Genomic DNA, 18,716 nt, shown 5'->3' on the forward strand with positions numbered 1-18,716 from the left:
TTTTAGTAAAGATACAAATTAGTCATTAAATATACCTTTCATAATGATTTTCAATCCTAAGAAAATCAAAACCATAGAACTCAGACAAGCCACAATTCCAATCCCTAAAACTAAGTAATGCCAATTTGTATGCTGATTCATAAAAGCATTATAAATCAATGACGGCCCAATAAACATTAAAGGCAGAGCGCCTGTTAGATATTTAATTCCTTTCCCTAATAATTGTTTGTTTGTTGCCATTTTATTTTTTGTTTCAAGTTTCAGGTCTGCTTTGTCTCAAGTTTTAAATTTTGACAAAGATTTATTAATTTAAACTTTGCGTACTTTGCGAAAAACCTTTGCACGCTTTGCGGTTAAATAACTAAGCAGAAAACCTTTTACTTTATATAATTGTCAACAGCGTTTCTTACACTGCCGTATTTTTTTAATAATTCTGAAGCTTCTTCATACGAAACCGGAATTTCTCCCATAATCATTTTTACGCCGCGATCAACCAGTTTTATGTTGCTTAACTGCATGTCGACCATTTTGTTGCCTTTTACTTTTCCAAGCTGAATCATCGAAGCGGTCGAAATCATATTTAAAACCAGTTTTTGAGCTGTTCCGGCTTTCATTCTTGAACTTCCGGTAACAAATTCAGGTCCCACGACAACTTCAATTGGAAATTTTGCTGTTAACGCCAGCGGACTTCCGGCATTGTTTGTAATACAGCCTGTAACAATATTATTTTGATTGCAAGTCTCTAATCCGCCAATAACATACGGAGTTGTTCCAGAGGCCGCAATTCCTATAACCACATCATTTTCGCCAATATTATGCGCTTGCAAATCAATCCACGCCTGTGCTGCATTGTCTTCGGCGTTTTCTACTGCACGACGAATAGCAGTATCGCCGCCGGCAATTATGCCATTTACTAAATCAAACGGAACACCAAAAGTTGGAGGACATTCAGATGCATCTACCACACCAAGTCTGCCAGAAGTTCCTGCTCCTATATAAAATAATCTTCCGCCCAGCTTTAATTTTGCCACGATTTGCGGTACTAAAGCTTCTATTTGCGGAAGAGCTTTTTCTACTGCATAAGGAACAGTTTTGTCTTCCTGATTAATATTTGATAACAATTCATGAACAGACATTTTTTCTAAATGCTCGTATTTTGATGATTGTTCAGTGGTTTTCGTAAATGTCATTTTAGTGTTATTTAGACCAGTCAAAATTAATATTTTTTATCTCAATCTTGCAAAGTCTCAAAGATTTATACTCTTTTTTTTCTTCTTATTTTTCTGTATAAAGACTACCCACATGCCGTTTTGTTACAAGAACTAAAATATTATATTTGTTTAATATTAATAGACAAATGGATAAACTAAGTTTTTTGAATGGTATTGCCTGGATTGCTGTTTTTGTTTCTATGCTTCTGGCTTTCTTTTTATTTACGGTAAAAACCCAAAATAAACTTGCCAATCGTTTATTTGCTTTCTTTTTTATTTTATCTGCTATTGATCTCAGCGGATTTTTTTTCTATGAATTTATAGACGGACAATTTGATCTTGAGGTTTTTAGATGGACAACCTGCCTGCTTGGAATGCCTTTGTTTTATTTATTTGTTCTTGCTGTATGTTATTCTGATTTTAGATTACAGTGGAAACATTTATGGCATCTCTTTCCGTTTTTGGCTGTTAATTTAATTTTTGTTCCAAGGTTTTATCTGGCAGGTGAAGTAGAAAAAATACAGTTTTTTAGAATACACAATCAAATGCCCGAAATGCTGATCTTTCGTTCAATTGTTGAGTTTCAGTATGTATATTATATTGTAGGTGTATTTTTAATTTTAAAGAAATACAAAAAACTTTATTTAGAGAATTACGCCAATACAGGTTTTTCAACTTATATGTGGCTTTTTCAAATGGCAACCGTTTTCCTGATCGCACATATTATTGTAGTATTAAAAACGTTATTGCGATATACAGATTTAAATGAAACCTTTCTCTGGGCCAATGTTTTGGTAGGAAGCATTGCGTTATTGATTACCTGCTGGTTTATAATGAAAGCCCTGAATCATCCGGAACTTTTCAGGGGAATTAACTCTAAGCTGAAACTCACAAAAGATATTCTGCCTGAAGGCGAAATAAAATCAGAAACCGCAAACTCTCAAAATGGTGTAATTAGTGCTCAAATTGAGACTTTAAGACAATATATGACTGAGAAAGAACCTTATCTCGATCCGTCGCTTACGATACAGGAATTGGCAAACCAAATCAATATTCCCGTTCGCGATTTATCAGTTTTGATTAATCATCATATCGATCAGCATTTTTTTGATTTTGTAAATGAATACCGCATTCAAAAAGCCATGAGTATTTTAAAAAATCCATCAAAAAAAGAGCTTACAGTTTTAGAAATCTTATACGAAGTAGGTTTTAATTCAAAATCTTCGTTTAATACTTCTTTTAAAAAATATACCAATTTAACGCCAACAGCTTATAGAAACAGTTGAAAATAAACGTTTTGTAAAAAGTCGTACTTCATAACAAATAAAGTCGAACCAATTTCTGAGTTAGAAAATGGTTCGACTTTTTTTGTCGGTCGCGCAGGGAGATTTTCTAACGCAGCTTTGCTTCAAATTAATCGAACAAGTTAAAATTAGAAATTATGAAAAAGTCAAATCTCCTTATCTTTTTATTATTGCCTTTGTTTTGTTTAGCGCAGTCAACTTTAAAATTAAAAGGGAAAGTGTCAAATGAAACTGCAGGATTAGAATGGGCAGATGTTTCTGTATTCAATTCAGAAGGGAAAATTATTGATGGAACGACAACCAAACAAGACGGAAGTTTTGAAATCAATCTTAAAAAAGGAACTTATAAAATTACAATCAGTCTTTTGGGATATTCAGAATATGAAAAAGAAATTTCGATAGAAAAAGATACAGATTTAGGAATCATTATTTTAAAAGAAACCACAACCAATTTGGGAGAAGTTGTAATTCAAACCAAAAAGAAAACGGTAGAACAAAAGATAGATCGAGTTGTTTACAATGTCGAAAATAATATTTCAGTAACTGGCGGAGATGCACTTACAGCTATAAATACGGCTCCGGGCGTTGTGGTGCAGAACAATGTTATCAATATTTTAGGAAAAGGCGCGTCGAGAGTCATGATCGATGGCAGAATGATTGAATTATCAGGCGAAGAATTAAATAGTTATTTAAAATCTATTTCTGCCAATGATATTAAAAGTATCGAAGTTATTGCGAATCCGCCGGCAAAATATGAAGCAAATGGAACAGGCGGCATCATCAATATCATTTTGAAAAAAGGAATCCGCGATTCATGGAAAAATGCGACAACAATTTCTTACGACCAAAATAAGTACGGAATTTATACTTTAAGAAATAGCTTTTTCTACAACAAAAACAAATTTAGATTTGCTTTCAGCGGAAATGGAAGAATTGGAAACACCAATAATACAGAAGATTTAGATATTTATTATCCAACAGGGCTTTGGGAATTAAGAGACGTTTCTAAGCAAAAGGAAAACAGTATTTCAGGACGTTTTTCTTTAGATTATGATGTTTCTGATAAAACTACAATTGGTTTTCAGTATTTAAACGAAAGTTATAATCCTGATATGAATTCGAATACAGTTATTTCCATTTTTAACAATTCTAATTCAATAGATTCTGTCCTTATAAATAAAGGTTTTAATAATAAATATTCAGGAAGCCAGACTTATAACACACATTTGATTTCGAAACTGGATTCTATTGGCAGAAAAGTAAGCGTTGATGTGGATTATTTTACTTACGACTCAAAATTTGATAAAAATTTCACAGCCAAATCGTATCTGCCAGACGGAACGTATCAAAATACGAATCAGGCAGCACGAAACAACTCAAATCAGAATATTGATAATTTTAGTTTAAAAGCTGATTTTGAATACCCAATGAAAGCTGTTAATTTGTCTTACGGAGGAAAAGTAAGTTTTGTAAAAAGTAACAGCGATGTGTTTTATTACAATACCATTTCGGGAAGCGAAGTTCTGGATCCCAATCAGTCGAATGTTTTTGAATACAAAGAAAATAATCAGGCAGTTTATTTGAATGGAAATAAAAAAATCAATGATAAAATCTCTGTTCAGCTTGGTTTCCGATTAGAAAATACACAGACAAACGGTTATTCTGCAACTTTAGATCAAGAAGTAAAAAATGATTATTTAAAACTGTTTCCGAGTTTGTATCTGGATTATCAGCTGAATGACAATCATGGTTTTAATTTTACTTACGGAAAACGTATTAACCGTCCGGGATTTGGATTATTAAATCCGTTTCGATCTTATATTAACAGTAACAGTTATTCAGAAGGAAATCCGTTTTTAAGACCGTCTTTCAGTAATAATTTTGATTTTACATATTCGTTTAAAAAGAATTTAAGAACTAATATTTTCTTTAATAAAAATACTAATGGTTACGGTGTTGTTTTTACTTCAAATCCTGAAATCAATACACAGATTGTAACGAGAGAGAATTATTTTGACGAAAGTTCTTTTGGAATTGGTGAAAGCTATTCGGCAGAAGTTACAAACTGGTTTGAAACACAGACTTCGGTTTATCTTTTAGGTTCAAAAACTTCGTTTATTTCGAATATAAATGCGGTTCCGTCAAATAGTGCACAGGTTTATTTTACAACCGAAAATTCTTTTTCACTGAGTGAAACTACAAAACTGCAATTGGAATATTTTTACAGTTCACCTTTCAAAAAAGGTTTATATGAAATTGGTTATATGGCGGGATTGAATATTGCAATTAGACAAAGTTTCTTGAAAAACAATCTGCAATTGACTTTTTTGGTGAATGATATTTTTAATACTTCTTATTTAAAAGATTATAAATCAATTGTAAACGGAGTAGTGCAGGTTTACAGCCAAAATGAAAGCAACCGATTTGTGAGATTATCTGCAACGTATAATTTTGGAAATAAGAAAATTAAAGTTCAGGAACGTGATTTTGGAAATAAAGAGGAGAAAAAACGAACAGGTAAGTAATTAGAAAATTAGTCAATTAGGTAATTAGATAATTCAAAGCTTCAGAGAAGCATGATATTTATAACATAATCAATTTATTCCCATGTATAAAAGCTCCAGAGGAGCTGCATAATTTTAAACAATGTAGGTTTCGCTCCTCTGGAGCTTGAAATCAAGGGGAAATAATTGTTATAGATATTCTGCTCCTCTGGAGCATTTTTATTAAATTGTCCAGATTATAAAAAAGATGCCAATATGATTCCGAGAACAATCATCGAAACTTTGGCGATATTAAATTTGTGTCCTTCGCTGCTTTCAAAAATAATGGTCGAAGAAATATGGAATAAAATACCAATTACAATGGCTGTTATTTCGGTATAATAATCGTTTAAGAATTGTAAATATTGAGAAGCCACAGTTCCAAGCGGTGTCATGAGGGCAAAAGTCAGCATAAAAGCAAAAATAGCTTTTTTGTTAAGATCGGCATTGATAAAAAATGTCGTTAGAATCACAGCAATTGGCAAATGATGAATGGCAATTCCGACGGCCAGATCATGATGATGACTTACCGGAAATCCTTCTAAAAAGGCATGAATACACAAACTGATGAAAAGCAACCACGGAATCTGTGACATTTTTGCATGACCATGAACATGTCCGTGTTCAGCTCCTTTTGAGAAAAATTCCAAAACAATCTGAAATAAAATCCCAATCATTATAAATATTCCAATTTTATGATTGTGAGTACTGTAAACTTCGGGCAGAAGATGCATTACAGTTAACGATAACAAAAATGAACCGCTGAATGCCAGAAGCAATTTTAAATTGGTTTTGTTTTCGGGTTTTATAAACAAAGCCACACTATATCCTAAAAGTACAGAAAATAAGGGTAGTAGATAATTCATTTTTGTTTAATCGTTTTTTGTTGTTTAATCGTTTAATCGTTGTATTTGTTTAATCGGTTTGACGGTTAAACAAATAAACGGTTTACCAATTAAACCTATTTAAAAATCATGATTAATCTTTCGCTTTCAGTTTTATGGAACTTTTTAAGCTTATAATCTCCAAAGATATCTAAAAGATAGATTCCGGCTTCATCCATTAAATCCTGAAAATCTTTTAAAGTTAAGGCTTTTACTTTTTCGGTAAAATGGTATTTTCTGCCTTGGTCTTCAAAATCAATTTCTTTTAAAATATGTCCGTCTTCTACATATCTTTTGATGTGAAAATCAATTCCGTCAACGGTTTTAACTTCCTCAGGAACGAGAGTTTCAATTACCTGATTTACATTCATAAAATCGATAACCGCAAAACCATATTCAGATAAGCTTTCTTTGATGGCTTTTAGTGTTGTCAGGTTATCATCGTCATTTTCGAAGTAACCAAAGCTGGTAAAAAGATTAAAAATGGCATCGAATTTTTCTTCAAAAGGTTCGCGCATATCGTGCACTTTAAAATGAAGATGTTCGTTGCTGTTTTTATTCGCTTCGGCGATGCTGTTTTCAGATAAATCTGCGCCTAAAACATTATAACCTAATTGGTTTAAGTAAATAGAATGGCGTCCTTTTCCGCAGGCTAAGTCAAGAACTTTAGCTTTTTCGGGAAGATTTAAATAATGCGTTAAATTATCCATGAAAATCTGAGCTTCTCTATAGTTTCTATCCTTATACAGAATATGATAATATGGAGTATCAAACCATGATGTAAACCAGTTTTCAGTGTTTCTTTCCTGATTTGGTGTTGATGAGTTCGGTGCGTCAGACATTTATTCTATTTCAATTAATTCAAAGTCCGGCAAATTTAGTGTATTTTTGCCGAAAAATAACTATTTCGCGGCATCTGTCTGCGATTGGGGTTGTTTTTAATACAAAAAGTAAAAATGGAAGAAAATTTTAGAATGATAGCCAAATGTTTTTTTGGCTTTGAGGAAATATTAGAGAAAGAATTGCGCACGCTTGGGGCTCAGGATGTTGAAAAAGGAGTGCGTATGGTAAGTTTTAAAGGAGATAAAGGTTTTATGTACAAAGCCAATTTGTCGCTTAGAACTGCATTAAAAATCCTGAAACCAATTTATTCTTTCAGAGCTAACAATGAACAGGCTTTGTATAAGGGAATTTCGGGCATTAACTGGTCGAAGTTGTTGAACGCTAATCAGACTTTTGTAATTGATTCAACAGTTCATTCTACTTATTTTAATCATTCTGAGTTTGTTTCTCAAAAATGTAAAGATGCTATTGTTGACCAGTTTAGAGAAAGAACGGGACAACGACCAAGTATTGATAAACAATATCCGGATTTAAGAATTAATGTTCATATTGATAAAGATCAGGTTTCGGTTTCTTTAGATACTTCGGGAAGTTCACTTCATCAGCGCGGTTACAGAACGGCAACTAATATTGCGCCTATAAACGAGGTTTTAGCAGCTGGAATTCTTTTATTATCAGGCTGGGACGGACAAACTCACTTTTTAGATCCAATGTGCGGATCTGGAACTTTTCTTGCCGAAGCAGCTATGATTGCCTGCAATATTCCGGCAAATATTAATCGTAAAGAATTTGCTTTTGAGAAATGGAAAGACTGGGACAACGATTTGTTTGATACTATTGTTGACAGTTTGATGAAGAAAACAAGAGAGTTTCATTACACCATAAAAGGTTTTGATAAAGCGCCAAGTGCTGTAAGCAAAGCGAAAGACAATATTAGAAATGCGAATCTTGAAGATTATATAACAATTCATGAAGATAACTTTTTTGATACTGAAAAAGAAGTAGAAGGAAAACTGCATATTGTTTTTAATCCGCCGTATGATGAGCGTCTGGATATTCACATGGAGCAGTTCTACAAAAATATCGGCGATACTTTAAAGAAAAATTATCCGGGAACAAATGCGTGGTTTATAACTGCAAACCTTGAAGCTTTAAAATTCGTTGGATTAAAACCGTCAAGAAAAATTAAACTTTTTAACGGAAGTCTTGAAGCACGTTTGGTAAAATACGAAATGTACGAAGGAAGTAAGAGAACGAAGTTTCAGGTTTCTGAATAGTTACAAAGTAACAAAGGTTCAAAGTAACAAAGGTTTTAAAACTTTGCCCGCTTTGAATCTCAAAAAAATGAAATAATAAGTCAAGTAAATAATATAAAGCTTCAAGTCGCAAAGAAAAAAACTTTGTCCCTTTGTCACTTTGCAGCTTTGAATCTCAAAAAAAAATGACAAAACTACAAGTAAGAGCATTTCTATATCAATTAGGATGTTTCGCAATTTTATTTATTTTAGGAAGATTTTTGGTGGCAATGTACACGGGTCTAACGGGACTTTGGATTCCTATGACTGCTTTTATCGCGGCTACTTTGATTTCGCCTAAATTTCAGGCTGTGAAAACAAAAGACGGCGAAAAGCTTTTTATGAAATGGATTTTTATAAAAGGAATTAGAGAGATTGGATAAAATTTTTAAATCAGCAATATGAAAAAAATTGGACTTATTGGCGGTATAAGCTGGGTTTCGACTACAGATTATTATAAACTTATAAATCTTGGAATAAACGAAAAACTAGGAGGTTTAAACTTTTCTGAATGTTTAGTTTACTCTTTCAATTATGCTGATATTAAAAAGAATAACGATAACAACGATTGGGATTCTACTTTTAAGATGCTTTTTAAAGGTTGTGAATTTTTAAAATCGGGCGGGGCAGAAGCTATTGTTTTATGCGCCAATACGATGCATTTAATTGCAGATAAACTTCAGGAAGCAATTGGTCTTCCGGTCATTCATATTGCTGCCGAAACAGCGATTGAAATTCAAAAACAGAATCTTAAAAAAGTAGGTTTATTGGGAACTAAGTTTACAATGGAGCTTGATTTTTTTAAAGATAAATTAAAACAAAAAGGAATTGAAGCTGTAATTCCAGCCAGTCAGGAAGATAAAGATTTTGTTCATTATACTATTTTTGAAGAACTGGGAAGAGGAATTGTGACAGATGAAACAAAGAAACGTTATCTTGAAATTGCAGACGAATTAATTAAAAATGGAGCAGAAGGTATTATTTTAGGATGTACAGAAATTCCGTTAGTAATAAAAGAAGGCGATTTATCTGTTCCTATTTTTGATACGACTTTAATACACGCAAAAGCGGCTGTTGAATTTCAGTTGTCTTAAATAAAAAAGCCCTGAATTTTTAAATTCAGGGCTTTTTTTATGAATTAAAACGTTACTTTTTTGGAGCTTGGTTTATGATTTCAGGTACAATTGTTTTTTTCTTGTAGATAGGAATGAAATACGAAACAGTGTAATTGAATCCTACTCCAAAACTTCCGTCATACGTTCTGTTGAATCCCGGAATGTAAAGATTATCAAATCCTGAAGGTTTGTTGTTCATTGCCAAAAGTTTAAGCTGTACACCAAATCCAACAAAGATATTATTGAAAACTTTGGCTTTTACTCCCAATGCAACTTCTAACCAGGCAGCAGATAATCCGTTGTATTTTTGATTTGCTGACATTGCGGGCTGTTCTCCCCAATATGGATTTGGATTGTATATTTTATAACTGTTTAAATCCTGGCTGAAAGAACTAAAACCTCCTCTTAAACCAATCGTTATAAGGTTTTCCATATCAAGCCAGTTGTCATATAAATTATAATCAAAACCTCCTTTTATGTACGTTCCTGTAGCTGTAGAATTTAATCTATCGTCATCTGTAGTTTTATCTTCAAAACCTAATTCGGCTGCGATGTAATACTTTTTAGTTAAACGCCAGTCTGCTGTAAACTCAATTCCTTTATAATTTTTATCATAAAAGCCTCTGGTTAGTTTATATAGATCGACACCAACTCTTAAACCATAACGATCAGTTTTTATAGAAATACTGTCTTTTTTAATTTCTTTGACTGAAGGTTTTGCCGCAACTTCAGTTTTCGGTTTTTGATCATCAAGATCTCTTACTGTTACGGTATCTTTTATTACCACCTGAGAATATCCCAAGAACATTGATAAAAGAAAACAAAGACTAAAAGTATACTTTAACGTGTGTTTCATTTTCAAGTTCGATATTAGAATTAACTACATTTATATTCAGCATCCAAAGTCCGTCACCAGCGGGATCTGTTCTTATCAATCCTGAATTGGCTGTATTATCACGAGGATTTAGTGTAAAAGTGGTTTTAAAACCGCAGGCTCTCGAAACATAAACACTTTGAGTTTCATAATTAAACGTCAAAACATCGATATTTGGAGTTGCGCTTGTTGCATTATAAATAAACTTGTATGTTGTTGTTTTTGCATCTGTTTTTAACGGAATAGAAATAGTATTTGCATTTGTTAAATACTTAGTTACCGAAGTTCCGGTTTCGTTAAAAATAATTGCATCAGTATCCTCTTTACCTTCGCCGACTACTTTTAAATTGGTAACCGTTTTAAGACTTGTTGGAGCTGCGTTATCATAAAATGTAATTACAAGTCTGGGAGTTGTAGGCGTATTTGCGTCGCAAATATCATCTTTCTCACAGCTGGACAAGCCAAAAGTAAAAAGTAATAAAAGAGAGATTATTTTTTTCATTTACAGTTTTATAATTATCGAAGTTCTAAAAGTACAACATTTTCAACATGATGCGTTTGAGGGAACATATCAACCGGACGTACACGTGTTACTTTGTATTTTTCGTCCATTAAAGCTAAATCACGTGCTTGTGTTGCAGAATTACAGCTTACATAAACTACTTTTTTAGGCGCAATTTTTAAAATCTGATCGATAACCGCAGCGTGCATTCCGTCTCTTGGAGGATCTGTAATAATAACATCTGGTTTTCCGTGCTGTGCAATAAAAGCTTCGTTGAATACGACTTTCATGTCTCCAACAAAAAACTCACAATTGGTAATATTATTGCGTTCTGCATTTGCTTTAGCGTCTAAAATTGCCTCAGGAACACTTTCTACACCAATTACTTTTTTTGCTTTTTTAGAAACGAACTGTGCAATAGTTCCTGTTCCTGTATACAAGTCATAAACAGTTTCTTCTCCTGTTAGTCCTGCATAATCACGTGTAATTTTGTATAATTCGTAAGCCTGATCAGAGTTGGTTTGGTAAAAAGATTTAGCATTAATGCTGAATTTTAAGCCTTCCATTTCTTCTAAGATATAATTTCTTCCTTTGTAAAGTTTTATATCCTGATCGTAAATAGTATCGTTTTGTTTGGCATTTACCACATATTGTAATGAAGTAATCTGCGGAAATTTCTCGTATAAATGATCTAAAACCAATTCGCGGTTTGCTTTATCATCTTCAAAAAACTGGATCAAAACCATGATTTCTCCGGTTGAAGCCGTACGTATCATTAAAGTTCTTAAAAGTCCGGAATGTTCTCTTGGATTAAAAAAAGCTAAATTATGCTCGTTGGCAAAAGCTCTAATTTCGTTTCTAATAGCATTTGACGGATCTTCCTGTAAATGACATTTTTCGATGTCCAGAATCTTATCCCACATTTTTGGAATATGAAATCCTAATGCATTTCTGTTTCCTAAATCTTCAGTGCTTCCTATTTCTTTTTCGGTTAACCAACGGCTGTTAGAAAACGAAAATTCCATTTTATTTCTGTAAAAAAACTGTTTTTCCGAACCCAAAATAGTTTCAAATTCCGGCAATTCAACTTTTCCAATACGCTGTAAATGATTTTTTACTTCGTTTTGTTTGTAATACAGCTGCTGGCTGTATTTCATATTCTGCCATTTGCATCCGCCGCAAACACCAAAATGTTCGCAGATAGGATCTACACGATGTTCTGATAATTCGTGAAATTTTACGGCTTTTCCTTCGTAATATGCTTTTCTTTTTTTGAATGTTTGTACATCAACAACATCTCCAGGAACGACATTTGGAATAAAGATAACTTTTCCGTCAGGAGCTTTTGCTACTGATACTCCCTTGGCTCCGGCATCAAGAACCTGAATTTGATGAAAGACAACTTTGTCTGTATTTTTTCTTCCCATAGCGCAAAAATAAGCCTTTGTAAACTTTTACAAATTTTATTTTCATAATATTTTATCAAATTATGTAATTTGCTAGTTTAATTAACTTTAAAAGTTAACTTTGTTTCTGCTATTGAGCCCCAAGCTGCAGTATATAACCTATAGTTTTGTTATGTTTTATGAAATTATATCATAACCTTTCGCAAATTAGCTTTTTGAAAAAAAGTTATGCGTTTAAATTTTTGTTTGTTGCTTTTATAGGAATACATATTCCGTTAATAGGAATCCTTTTTTTTGTCCTTTTTTTTGAGCACACTATTTCTCCTGCATCAATCTTGTTTTTTTCATTAATAATGACATTGCTGGCGACAGCAATAACTCTAATGGTTTTAAAACAGCTTATTAAACCCATTTCTATTGCATCAAAATCTTTAGACGATTACAGAAACAGCCGTAAATTGTCTATACTTCCAACCGAATATACCGATGAAGCAGGTTTGCTGATGTGCAACATTCAGGAATCGATTTATGAGTCTGAGAGTTTTATAAATGAAAAGCAGGATTTGATTTATATGCTTTCGCATGATTTGAAAAATTTTGCCGGAAATCCGCAGGGACTGGCGAAACTAATTTTAAGTGAAAATCCATCTGAATCTGTAAAACATTTAGCCGATTTAATTTGCGAATCGACTAATTTACAGTTTCGTTACATCGAAAACTTCATAAAATTATTAAAAGAGCAGGATCAGATTTCAAAAATAACATCTGAATCCAGAATCATTAATTTCCAAAATATTCTGCCTCTTATAAATGAGCAGGTCGAACAGCGTTTATTAGACAAAAACATAATACTTAATTTAAGTCTTGAAATAGATGAAGCTAAACTTAGAATAGATGAAGGTCTCTTAGTTCAGGTGATTGTGAATTTGATTAGCAATGCTGTAAAATTCTCTTATTTTGACAGTGTAATTAAAGTCAGAATTTATAAAGAACAATCAGATTTGATTATAACAGTTGCCGACAGGGGAATTGGTTTTGATAAACATCAAATAGAAGAGTTATTTAAGAAGTTTACCAAAATGAGCCGATTGGGAACTGCGAATGAATCATCAACTGGAATTGGACTTTATTTATGTAAAAAAATTATCGAAAAAAATAAAGGCCGATTAAGTGCTTTAAGCGAAGGTAAAAATAAAGGCGCCGAGTTTAAAATTGAGTTCGATATCAATTAAAAAAAATAAGGTCATTAAGATTTTCACTCTTAATGACCTTATTTTTTGCAGGAAATTGAATTAAGCAATAATTCGTTTATAAGGGATTTTGAAAAACAAGTTTTGCTTTTCCATCAACGCAGTTAATGCTGGTTGGCGCATTAGTAGGAGCACAATCGCCAAGAACATTCCATTTTGTTACATACTCTGATTTTGTTTTGATATACTCATTTATTTTTGCATCTAGTTTAGCTTTGTCAGCTTTTTTAGAATATAGAATATAACCTCTATTGGTACCGCATCCTGACGAGCTGAGAAGTTCAAAGCCCCATTCTTCCGGATTTGTGCAAGTTTGGGAGTTAATTAAGGAAAGTTCGATAATTTCATTATACATCTTGTCTAATCTTTTTGATGTTTCTTCAGCAGATTCTTCATTATCACTGCTGCAAGAAGCAAATATCAGGCAGATCGAAAACAAAATAAAACTTAATTTTTTCATGGTTAGTGAATTTTAGGGTTAGTTTTATTAGTAAGATGTTTCTTTAGTAAAATGGTTGCGTCAGGAAGAAAAATAAAAACTGAGTTTCTAAGCCTGGAAAAACTTAAAAACTCAGCTGCTTAATATCTTAGAAGCATAAAGCTACCAAAGATGATGCACAGAAGGTTTAATATACTCTTCGTAAATTTTATTCATAGCCAAAATTTTCTCAGGAGATAATTTTGGCAGATCATAAACAGATAAATTGGAAAGTACATGACTTTCTTTTGAAGCTCCCGGAATAATACAGCTTATTTCGTTAAAACTTAAAATCCATTGCAGTGCAATAGGAGCGAGGTTTGTAGTTTCAGGAAAAAGTGCTTTTAATTCTTCAACAGCTTTTAAACCTAAATCATAATCGATTCCTGAAAAAGTTTCGCCTTTATCAAAAGCATCTCCGTTTCTGTTGAAATTACGATGATCCTGAGCATCAAAAGTCGTTTTAGCATCAAATTTACCCGTTAAAAGTCCGCTGGCAAGAGGAACACGCGCAATGATTCCAATATCTTTCTTTTTGGCTTCTGAGAAGAATAATTGCGACGGACGCTGACGAAACAGGTTAAAAATAATCTGAACAGTCGTTACATTAGAGTATTCGATTGCTTTTAAAGCTTCTTCAACTTTTTCGACACTTACTCCTAAATTTTGAATTTTACCCTGATCTTTTAAACGATCAAACATTTCGAAGATTTCAGGACGGTAATATACTTCTGTCGGCGGACAGTGCAGCTGAATTAAATCTAAAGTTTCTAATCCAGTTCTTTTTAAACTGTCTTCAACAAACTTTTGAAGTACTTTTGGCTGATAGCCTTCATTCACATGCGGATTAATCTGGCGTCCGCATTTTGTGGCTACATAAATACGTTCAGATCGTGAACGAACTACTCGTCCAACAGCAGTTTCGCTTAGTCCGTTTTCATAAACATCGGCCGTATCAATAAAATTTACGCCATTATCTATGGCAGTATTTATTAATTCGTCGGCTGTTTTATCATTAAATCCTGATCCCCATTTTCCGCCAACCTGCCAGGTTCCCAGAGAGATTTCAGAGATATTAAAATTGGTTTTTCCTAGTTTTCTGTAGTTCATTTTCTTTTTAAGTTACAAAGGTTCAGAGGTACAAAGGTGTAAAGGTTTTTTATAGAGGCGCACAGCAGTGCGTCTTTTTTGGGTATAAGGGTTGTAGTTTGTGACTGCCTTTGTCCCTTTGAACCTTTGTCGCTTTGTTCCTTTTTAGTCAAATAAATCCGATGACAAATATCTGTCGCCGCGGTCGCAGATAACGGCAACTATAACTCCAGATTCTAATTGTTCAGCAATTTTAAGGGCAACAGCTACAGAACCGCCGCTGCTCATTCCGGCAAAAACACCTTCTTCAAGAGCTAGTCTTTTGGTCATTTCTCGGGCTTCTTCTTCGCTGACATCTACAACAGTATCTACTTTCGAAGCATCAAAAATTTTAGGTAAATATTCCTGAGGCCATTTACGGATTCCCGGTATTTGCGATCCGTCGCTTGGCTGTGCGCCAATAATTTGAATGGCCGGATTTTTTTCTTTTAAATAAGTCGAAGTTCCAATAATAGTTCCGGTTGTTCCCATTGCCGAAACAAAATGTGTTACAGTTCCTTCTGTATCATTCCATATTTCTGGTCCGGTTGTTTTGTAATGTGCTTTCCAGTTGTCATCATTTGCAAACTGATTCAGCATAAGATATCCGCCTTGTGCTACTTTTTTATCAGCATAATCTCTTGAACCGATAATTCCTTCTTCAGCAGGCGTTAAAATAACCGTAGCGCCATAAGCACGCATGGTTTGTGTTCTTTCTTTTGTTGAATCTTCCGGTAAAACCAATTCGATTTCTATTCCAAACAACTGTGCAATCATAGCAAGGGCAATTCCTGTATTACCGCTTGTTGCTTCAATTAATTTGTCTCCTTTTTTAATTTCGCCTCTTTCAAGAGCTGCTGCAATCATGTTATATGCTGCTCTGTCTTTTACGCTTCCTCCCGGATTGTTTCCTTCGAGTTTCAGTAAAAGTTTAACGTTTTTATTTTTAACCAAATTGACCGTTTCCATTAATGGAGTATTTCCAATTAGGTTTAGCAGTTTCTGTGGACCCATTTTATTTTTTTTCTTTTATTTTGACTTCTGTTGTAGTGGTGTTTAATACGATAGAATCTTCGGGAATAGATTTAGTAACCCATGAATTTCCTCCAATAACACTATTTTTTCCTATAATTGTGCCTCCGCCCAAAATGGTGGCATTGGCATAAATACAGACATTTGCTTCAACGGTTGGATGTCTTTTGGCATTTTTCATGTCTTTGCTTACGCTTAAAGCTCCTAAAGTAACTCCTTGATAAATCTTGACATGTTTTTTAATAACGGTAGTTTCGCCAATAACGATTCCTGTGGCGTGATCTATAAAAAATGGCGAAGCAATATCAGCACCAGCATGAATATCAGTTCCGGTAATTCTATGTGCATATTCGCTCATTAATCTCGAAAACAACAATAGATCTAGTTTGTATAATTCGTGGCTTAATCTGTAAATTGCAATGGCATAAAAACCAGGATATCCTAGATAAACTTCATCGATACTGTTTGATGCCGGATCATTTTCAAGAATATAAGCAGCATCTTCGTTTAATTTTTCTAAAACGCCCGGAAGTTTTTCTACAAAGCGATCCCAGATTGATTCGCAAAGATTTTCGGGTTTTTTGCAGGCTAAAACAGCAATTTCTTTAAAACGAATTTCAAGTTCGTCAATGCTTTCGTCAAGTGCGGCATTCGAATCAAAAAGGGTATAGAAAAGCTTCTCGGTAAAATCTTCAGTTTTGGTTTTGATACCGTAATTTATATTAGAATGGCTCTTTAAAGCCTTAATATTTTGTATGATATTGTCTTTTGTCACAATAATAAAATTGAGTGGATATTTTAAAACGTTAAAAGTAAGGTGTTTTTTGTAAATAAGGACACGAATTAACTAAAGAAATTTTGTTTTAAAAATCCTATTTGTGATAAATCAAGCACTTATAAATGGTTATATTTTATATGATTCTTAAGAAGTTAATTGTGTAAATTAGCAGATAAAATTTGCAAAAATGAAAAACAATTCAACTTTTAAAAGTGCGATTTCTAGTATTTCTTTTCCCGAAAGCGAGAAAATTTACGGTAAATCGATTCATGATCCAATTTTAAGCCTTATTGTAAAAGATCATCCTTCTTTTTGTGATGATGATTCTATTTCGGTTCAGGAATTAAATGAATACCGTCAAAAGTATATTTCGAATTATTTGTCTACTGAGATAGGAATGCTTTCTGATCTTGAGAAAAATGTTATTTCGTCATTAAAAGAAGACAAATCGATTGTAAGCATTGTTGAAGATGAAGATGAAACGAGAAGTTTTGGTCAAAAAATAGCCGATAAAGTGGCAGATTTTGGCGGAAGCTGGACGTTTATAATTTCTTTTGTTGTTTTTATTGTCATTTGGATTGGCTCAAATGTTTATATTTTGGTTAACAAAGGTTTTGATCCGTATCCGTTTATTTTATTGAATTTAATTTTATCATGTATTGCGGCACTTCAGGCTCCGGTAATCATGATGAGCCAAAACCGTCAGGAAGAAAAAGACCGAAACCGCGCTAAAAAAGATTACATGATTAATCTGAAATCTGAATTAGAAATTAGAATGATTCACGATAAAATTGATCATCTTATTATGCATCAGCAGCAAGAATTAATTGAAATTCAAAAAGTGCAGATCGAAATGATGAATGATATTTTGAACCAGGTTAAGAAGTAAAACTGCTTTCTTAAAATTAAATATAAAAGTGTTTATAGATGTAACCAATGCACATAAAAATGATATTCAGGGTTGCTGCTTTCCATATTATTTTGTGATAATTTCTGGATTTATCCAAAAAATATAAACCAACTAAAACTAAAAAAAGAAGAGTTGTGTAAATTGCCGGATACATATAAAATGCTGCCGAAAATTCGCCTTTAAAAAGTAAGAATAAAGAGCGTTGAAAACCACAGCCCAGACACTCAAAACCAAAGAGTTTTTTAAACGGGCAGGGGATCATATATTTCTCTAAATTCACGGGTGATTTTTTTACAATTTTACAAAAAAATATTGGATAACATTTTAAAAGAAAAACAACAGTTAATTTAAAGTTTTATACTTTTGAAATCTCAAACTCAAAAAAATGAAAACGTTTAAAATTATAATCATGATTCTTGCTATTTCAGTTGCTTTGTACGAGCAGGTTTCAGATCAAAAAAATATCTATGTAATGGTTATTGCAATTGCAGTTTTCATGTACGGAATGATGCAGCTGAGCGCAAAAACACCAAGTAAGAATCAAGAAAAAGAAGAGCAGGATGTTGACTAAAGGAGATAAAGTTTCGGTTTTAGACGAGGCAATAAACGGAACTGTGGTTTCGGTTAAAAACAATGAAGTTTTAATAGAAACTGAAGACGGATTTACGATGACATTTTTTGTCAATGAATTAGTTAAAATACAAGATTCCAGTGATTTAATGAATTCTATTAAAAGAATTAATTTAGAAGAAGTTACAAAAGAGAAAACTGAGCCTAAACCGAGAAGTTTTGTAAAAGAAAAGAAGGATAAACGCGATGTTGCAGTTCCAGAATTTGATTTACATATCGAAAAACTGGTTCCAAATAAACGAGGAATGTCAAATTATGATATCCTGACTCTGCAGACTGAAACTGCAAAAAGACATATTGAATTTGCGATACGAAACCGCATTCCAAAAATTGTTTTTATTCACGGTGTCGGCGAAGGAATTTTAAAAGCCGAACTTGATTTTTTATTAGGCCGTTATGACGGAATTGATTTTCAGGATGCGAATTATCAAAAATACGGCTTAGGTGCAACCGAAGTTTATATTCGTCAGAGTAACAAATAAAATTGTTTTTATAGTTTAAAATCATTCATTTTAGAGCATAAAAAAACGTCC

21 protein-coding genes are annotated in these 18,716 nt (G+C 33.1%); 9 read left to right on the forward strand and 12 right to left on the reverse strand.

The genetic code is table 11. From position 1 onward, the window contains the following. Positions 1 to 18: 18 nt before the first annotated feature. Together FJOH_RS12920 and murQ are read right to left on the reverse strand one after the other, a co-directional pair. Entirely contained in the window at positions 19 to 240 is a 222-nt protein-coding gene (locus FJOH_RS12920; RefSeq protein WP_012024555.1) for a DUF6095 family protein, read from the reverse strand. Positions 241 to 377: 137 nt separating this feature from the next. Then, positions 378 to 1,190 (reverse strand): N-acetylmuramic acid 6-phosphate etherase, encoded by an 813-nt coding sequence (gene murQ / locus FJOH_RS12925; RefSeq protein WP_012024556.1) that lies wholly within the window; start codon positions 1,188 to 1,190, stop codon positions 378 to 380. 167 nt (positions 1,191 to 1,357) lie between these two features. Here murQ and FJOH_RS12930 point away from each other — a divergent pair, with 167 nt between their 5' ends. Beyond that, on the forward strand, positions 1,358 to 2,497 hold the full coding sequence (locus FJOH_RS12930; RefSeq protein ID WP_012024557.1) for a helix-turn-helix domain-containing protein: 1,140 nt from the start codon (positions 1,358 to 1,360) through the stop codon (positions 2,495 to 2,497). 155 nt (positions 2,498 to 2,652) lie between these two features. Continuing rightward, positions 2,653 to 5,040 (forward strand): TonB-dependent receptor domain-containing protein, encoded by a 2,388-nt coding sequence (locus FJOH_RS12935; RefSeq protein WP_012024558.1) that lies wholly within the window; start codon positions 2,653 to 2,655, stop codon positions 5,038 to 5,040. A 215-nt stretch (positions 5,041 to 5,255) separates the two neighbouring features. On the opposite strand, the gene FJOH_RS12940 is transcribed toward FJOH_RS12935, so the two are convergent. Next, positions 5,256 to 5,924 carry a ZIP family metal transporter gene (locus FJOH_RS12940; RefSeq protein WP_012024559.1) on the reverse strand — a complete coding sequence of 223 codons (669 nt, stop codon included), beginning with the start codon at positions 5,922 to 5,924 and terminating at the stop codon, positions 5,256 to 5,258. Between the two features lie 95 nt (positions 5,925 to 6,019). Next, positions 6,020 to 6,784 (reverse strand): class I SAM-dependent methyltransferase, encoded by a 765-nt coding sequence (locus tag FJOH_RS12945; protein WP_012024560.1) that lies wholly within the window; start codon positions 6,782 to 6,784, stop codon positions 6,020 to 6,022. 114 nt (positions 6,785 to 6,898) lie between these two features. On the opposite strand from FJOH_RS12945, the gene FJOH_RS12950 reads away from it, so the two are divergent. From FJOH_RS12950 to FJOH_RS12960, 3 genes are all read left to right on the forward strand, one after another. Then, a complete protein-coding gene (locus tag FJOH_RS12950) occupies positions 6,899 to 8,062 on the forward strand; it encodes a THUMP domain-containing class I SAM-dependent RNA methyltransferase (RefSeq protein ID WP_012024561.1) in 1,164 nt (387 codons plus the stop codon). Between the two features lie 164 nt (positions 8,063 to 8,226). Continuing rightward, entirely contained in the window at positions 8,227 to 8,463 is a 237-nt protein-coding gene (locus tag FJOH_RS12955; RefSeq protein ID WP_012024562.1) for a hypothetical protein, read from the forward strand. Positions 8,464 to 8,481: 18 nt separating this feature from the next. After that, entirely contained in the window at positions 8,482 to 9,174 is a 693-nt protein-coding gene (locus FJOH_RS12960; protein ID WP_012024563.1) for an aspartate/glutamate racemase family protein, read from the forward strand. Positions 9,175 to 9,226: 52 nt separating this feature from the next. On the opposite strand, the gene FJOH_RS12965 is transcribed toward FJOH_RS12960, so the two are convergent. From FJOH_RS12965 to rlmD, 3 genes are read right to left on the reverse strand one after another with little or no spacing between them, the layout of a single operon-like run. Then, complete coding sequence (locus FJOH_RS12965; RefSeq protein WP_012024564.1) at positions 9,227 to 10,051, reverse strand: DUF6048 family protein; 825 nt, start codon at positions 10,049 to 10,051, stop codon at positions 9,227 to 9,229. After that, positions 10,023 to 10,571, reverse strand: a complete 549-nt coding sequence (locus tag FJOH_RS12970) for a DUF6452 family protein (RefSeq protein WP_012024565.1) — start codon at positions 10,569 to 10,571, stop codon at positions 10,023 to 10,025. Before FJOH_RS12970 ends, FJOH_RS12965 begins: the two co-directional genes overlap by 29 nt. A 14-nt stretch (positions 10,572 to 10,585) precedes the next feature. Next, positions 10,586 to 11,998, reverse strand: a complete 1,413-nt coding sequence (gene rlmD, locus FJOH_RS12975) for a 23S rRNA (uracil(1939)-C(5))-methyltransferase RlmD (RefSeq protein WP_012024566.1) — start codon at positions 11,996 to 11,998, stop codon at positions 10,586 to 10,588. A gap of 332 nt (positions 11,999 to 12,330) precedes the next feature. On the opposite strand from rlmD, the gene FJOH_RS12980 reads away from it, so the two are divergent. Beyond that, complete coding sequence (locus FJOH_RS12980; RefSeq protein WP_235023080.1) at positions 12,331 to 13,209, forward strand: sensor histidine kinase; 879 nt, start codon at positions 12,331 to 12,333, stop codon at positions 13,207 to 13,209. 76 nt (positions 13,210 to 13,285) lie between these two features. Here FJOH_RS12980 and FJOH_RS12985 read toward each other — a convergent pair whose 3' ends face one another. The 4 genes from FJOH_RS12985 to epsC all read right to left on the reverse strand — a co-directional run bounded on the left by FJOH_RS12985 (position 13,286) and on the right by epsC (position 16,640). Continuing rightward, positions 13,286 to 13,687, reverse strand: a complete 402-nt coding sequence (locus FJOH_RS12985) for a hypothetical protein (protein WP_012024568.1) — start codon at positions 13,685 to 13,687, stop codon at positions 13,286 to 13,288. Between the two features lie 141 nt (positions 13,688 to 13,828). Beyond that, the gene (locus FJOH_RS12990; RefSeq protein ID WP_012024569.1) at positions 13,829 to 14,815 is read right to left on the reverse strand and encodes an aldo/keto reductase; all 987 of its coding nucleotides are present in this window, start codon (positions 14,813 to 14,815) and stop codon (positions 13,829 to 13,831) included. Positions 14,816 to 14,959: 144 nt separating this feature from the next. Then, entirely contained in the window at positions 14,960 to 15,847 is an 888-nt protein-coding gene (gene cysM / locus FJOH_RS12995; protein WP_012024570.1) for a cysteine synthase CysM, read from the reverse strand. 1 nt (position 15,848) lies between these two features. After that, entirely contained in the window at positions 15,849 to 16,640 is a 792-nt protein-coding gene (epsC, locus tag FJOH_RS13000) for a serine O-acetyltransferase EpsC (protein WP_012024571.1), read from the reverse strand. Positions 16,641 to 16,830: 190 nt separating this feature from the next. Between epsC and FJOH_RS13005 the strand changes: the two genes are divergently transcribed. Beyond that, complete coding sequence (locus FJOH_RS13005) at positions 16,831 to 17,532, forward strand: DUF1003 domain-containing protein (protein ID WP_012024572.1); 702 nt, start codon at positions 16,831 to 16,833, stop codon at positions 17,530 to 17,532. A gap of 16 nt (positions 17,533 to 17,548) precedes the next feature. Here FJOH_RS13005 and FJOH_RS13010 read toward each other — a convergent pair whose 3' ends face one another. After that, positions 17,549 to 17,815, reverse strand: a complete 267-nt coding sequence (locus FJOH_RS13010; RefSeq protein ID WP_235023084.1) for a DUF2752 domain-containing protein — start codon at positions 17,813 to 17,815, stop codon at positions 17,549 to 17,551. 123 nt (positions 17,816 to 17,938) lie between these two features. On the opposite strand from FJOH_RS13010, the gene FJOH_RS13015 reads away from it, so the two are divergent. Further along, entirely contained in the window at positions 17,939 to 18,124 is a 186-nt protein-coding gene (locus FJOH_RS13015; RefSeq protein WP_012024574.1) for a hypothetical protein, read from the forward strand. Beyond that, positions 18,114 to 18,665 (forward strand): Smr/MutS family protein, encoded by a 552-nt coding sequence (locus FJOH_RS13020; RefSeq protein ID WP_012024575.1) that lies wholly within the window; start codon positions 18,114 to 18,116, stop codon positions 18,663 to 18,665. The genes FJOH_RS13015 and FJOH_RS13020 overlap by 11 nt, the downstream gene beginning before the upstream one ends. Positions 18,666 to 18,716: the final 51 nt, after the last annotated feature.

Source organism: Flavobacterium johnsoniae UW101 (assembly GCF_000016645.1).
GTDB lineage: Bacteria > Bacteroidota > Bacteroidia > Flavobacteriales > Flavobacteriaceae > Flavobacterium > Flavobacterium johnsoniae.

Bases quoted from the DNA above. Each gene is read 5' to 3' on its own strand.
- cysM (WP_012024570.1), bottom strand. From the start codon at position 15,847: ATGGGTCCACAGAAACTGCTAAACCTAATTGGAAATACTCCATTAATG.
- FJOH_RS12955 (WP_012024562.1), top strand. From the start codon at position 8,227: ATGACAAAACTACAAGTAAGAGCATTTCTATATCAATTAGGATGTTTC.
- FJOH_RS12960 (WP_012024563.1), top strand. From the start codon at position 8,482: ATGAAAAAAATTGGACTTATTGGCGGTATAAGCTGGGTTTCGACTACA.
- murQ (WP_012024556.1), bottom strand. From the start codon at position 1,190: ATGACATTTACGAAAACCACTGAACAATCATCAAAATACGAGCATTTA.
- rlmD (WP_012024566.1), bottom strand. From the start codon at position 11,998: ATGGGAAGAAAAAATACAGACAAAGTTGTCTTTCATCAAATTCAGGTT.
- FJOH_RS12985 (WP_012024568.1), bottom strand. From the start codon at position 13,687: ATGAAAAAATTAAGTTTTATTTTGTTTTCGATCTGCCTGATATTTGCT.
- FJOH_RS12930 (WP_012024557.1), top strand. From the start codon at position 1,358: ATGGATAAACTAAGTTTTTTGAATGGTATTGCCTGGATTGCTGTTTTT.
- FJOH_RS12950 (WP_012024561.1), top strand. From the start codon at position 6,899: ATGGAAGAAAATTTTAGAATGATAGCCAAATGTTTTTTTGGCTTTGAG.
- FJOH_RS12945 (WP_012024560.1), bottom strand. From the start codon at position 6,784: ATGTCTGACGCACCGAACTCATCAACACCAAATCAGGAAAGAAACACT.
- FJOH_RS12990 (WP_012024569.1), bottom strand. From the start codon at position 14,815: ATGAACTACAGAAAACTAGGAAAAACCAATTTTAATATCTCTGAAATC.
- FJOH_RS12935 (WP_012024558.1), top strand. From the start codon at position 2,653: ATGAAAAAGTCAAATCTCCTTATCTTTTTATTATTGCCTTTGTTTTGT.
- FJOH_RS12970 (WP_012024565.1), bottom strand. From the start codon at position 10,571: ATGAAAAAAATAATCTCTCTTTTATTACTTTTTACTTTTGGCTTGTCC.
- FJOH_RS13020 (WP_012024575.1), top strand. From the start codon at position 18,114: ATGTTGACTAAAGGAGATAAAGTTTCGGTTTTAGACGAGGCAATAAAC.
- FJOH_RS12940 (WP_012024559.1), bottom strand. From the start codon at position 5,924: ATGAATTATCTACTACCCTTATTTTCTGTACTTTTAGGATATAGTGTG.
- FJOH_RS13010 (WP_235023084.1), bottom strand. From the start codon at position 17,815: ATGATCCCCTGCCCGTTTAAAAAACTCTTTGGTTTTGAGTGTCTGGGC.
- FJOH_RS13015 (WP_012024574.1), top strand. From the start codon at position 17,939: ATGAAAACGTTTAAAATTATAATCATGATTCTTGCTATTTCAGTTGCT.
- FJOH_RS12965 (WP_012024564.1), bottom strand. From the start codon at position 10,051: ATGAAACACACGTTAAAGTATACTTTTAGTCTTTGTTTTCTTTTATCA.
- FJOH_RS13005 (WP_012024572.1), top strand. From the start codon at position 16,831: ATGAAAAACAATTCAACTTTTAAAAGTGCGATTTCTAGTATTTCTTTT.
- FJOH_RS12920 (WP_012024555.1), bottom strand. From the start codon at position 240: ATGGCAACAAACAAACAATTATTAGGGAAAGGAATTAAATATCTAACA.
- FJOH_RS12980 (WP_235023080.1), top strand. From the start codon at position 12,331: ATGACATTGCTGGCGACAGCAATAACTCTAATGGTTTTAAAACAGCTT.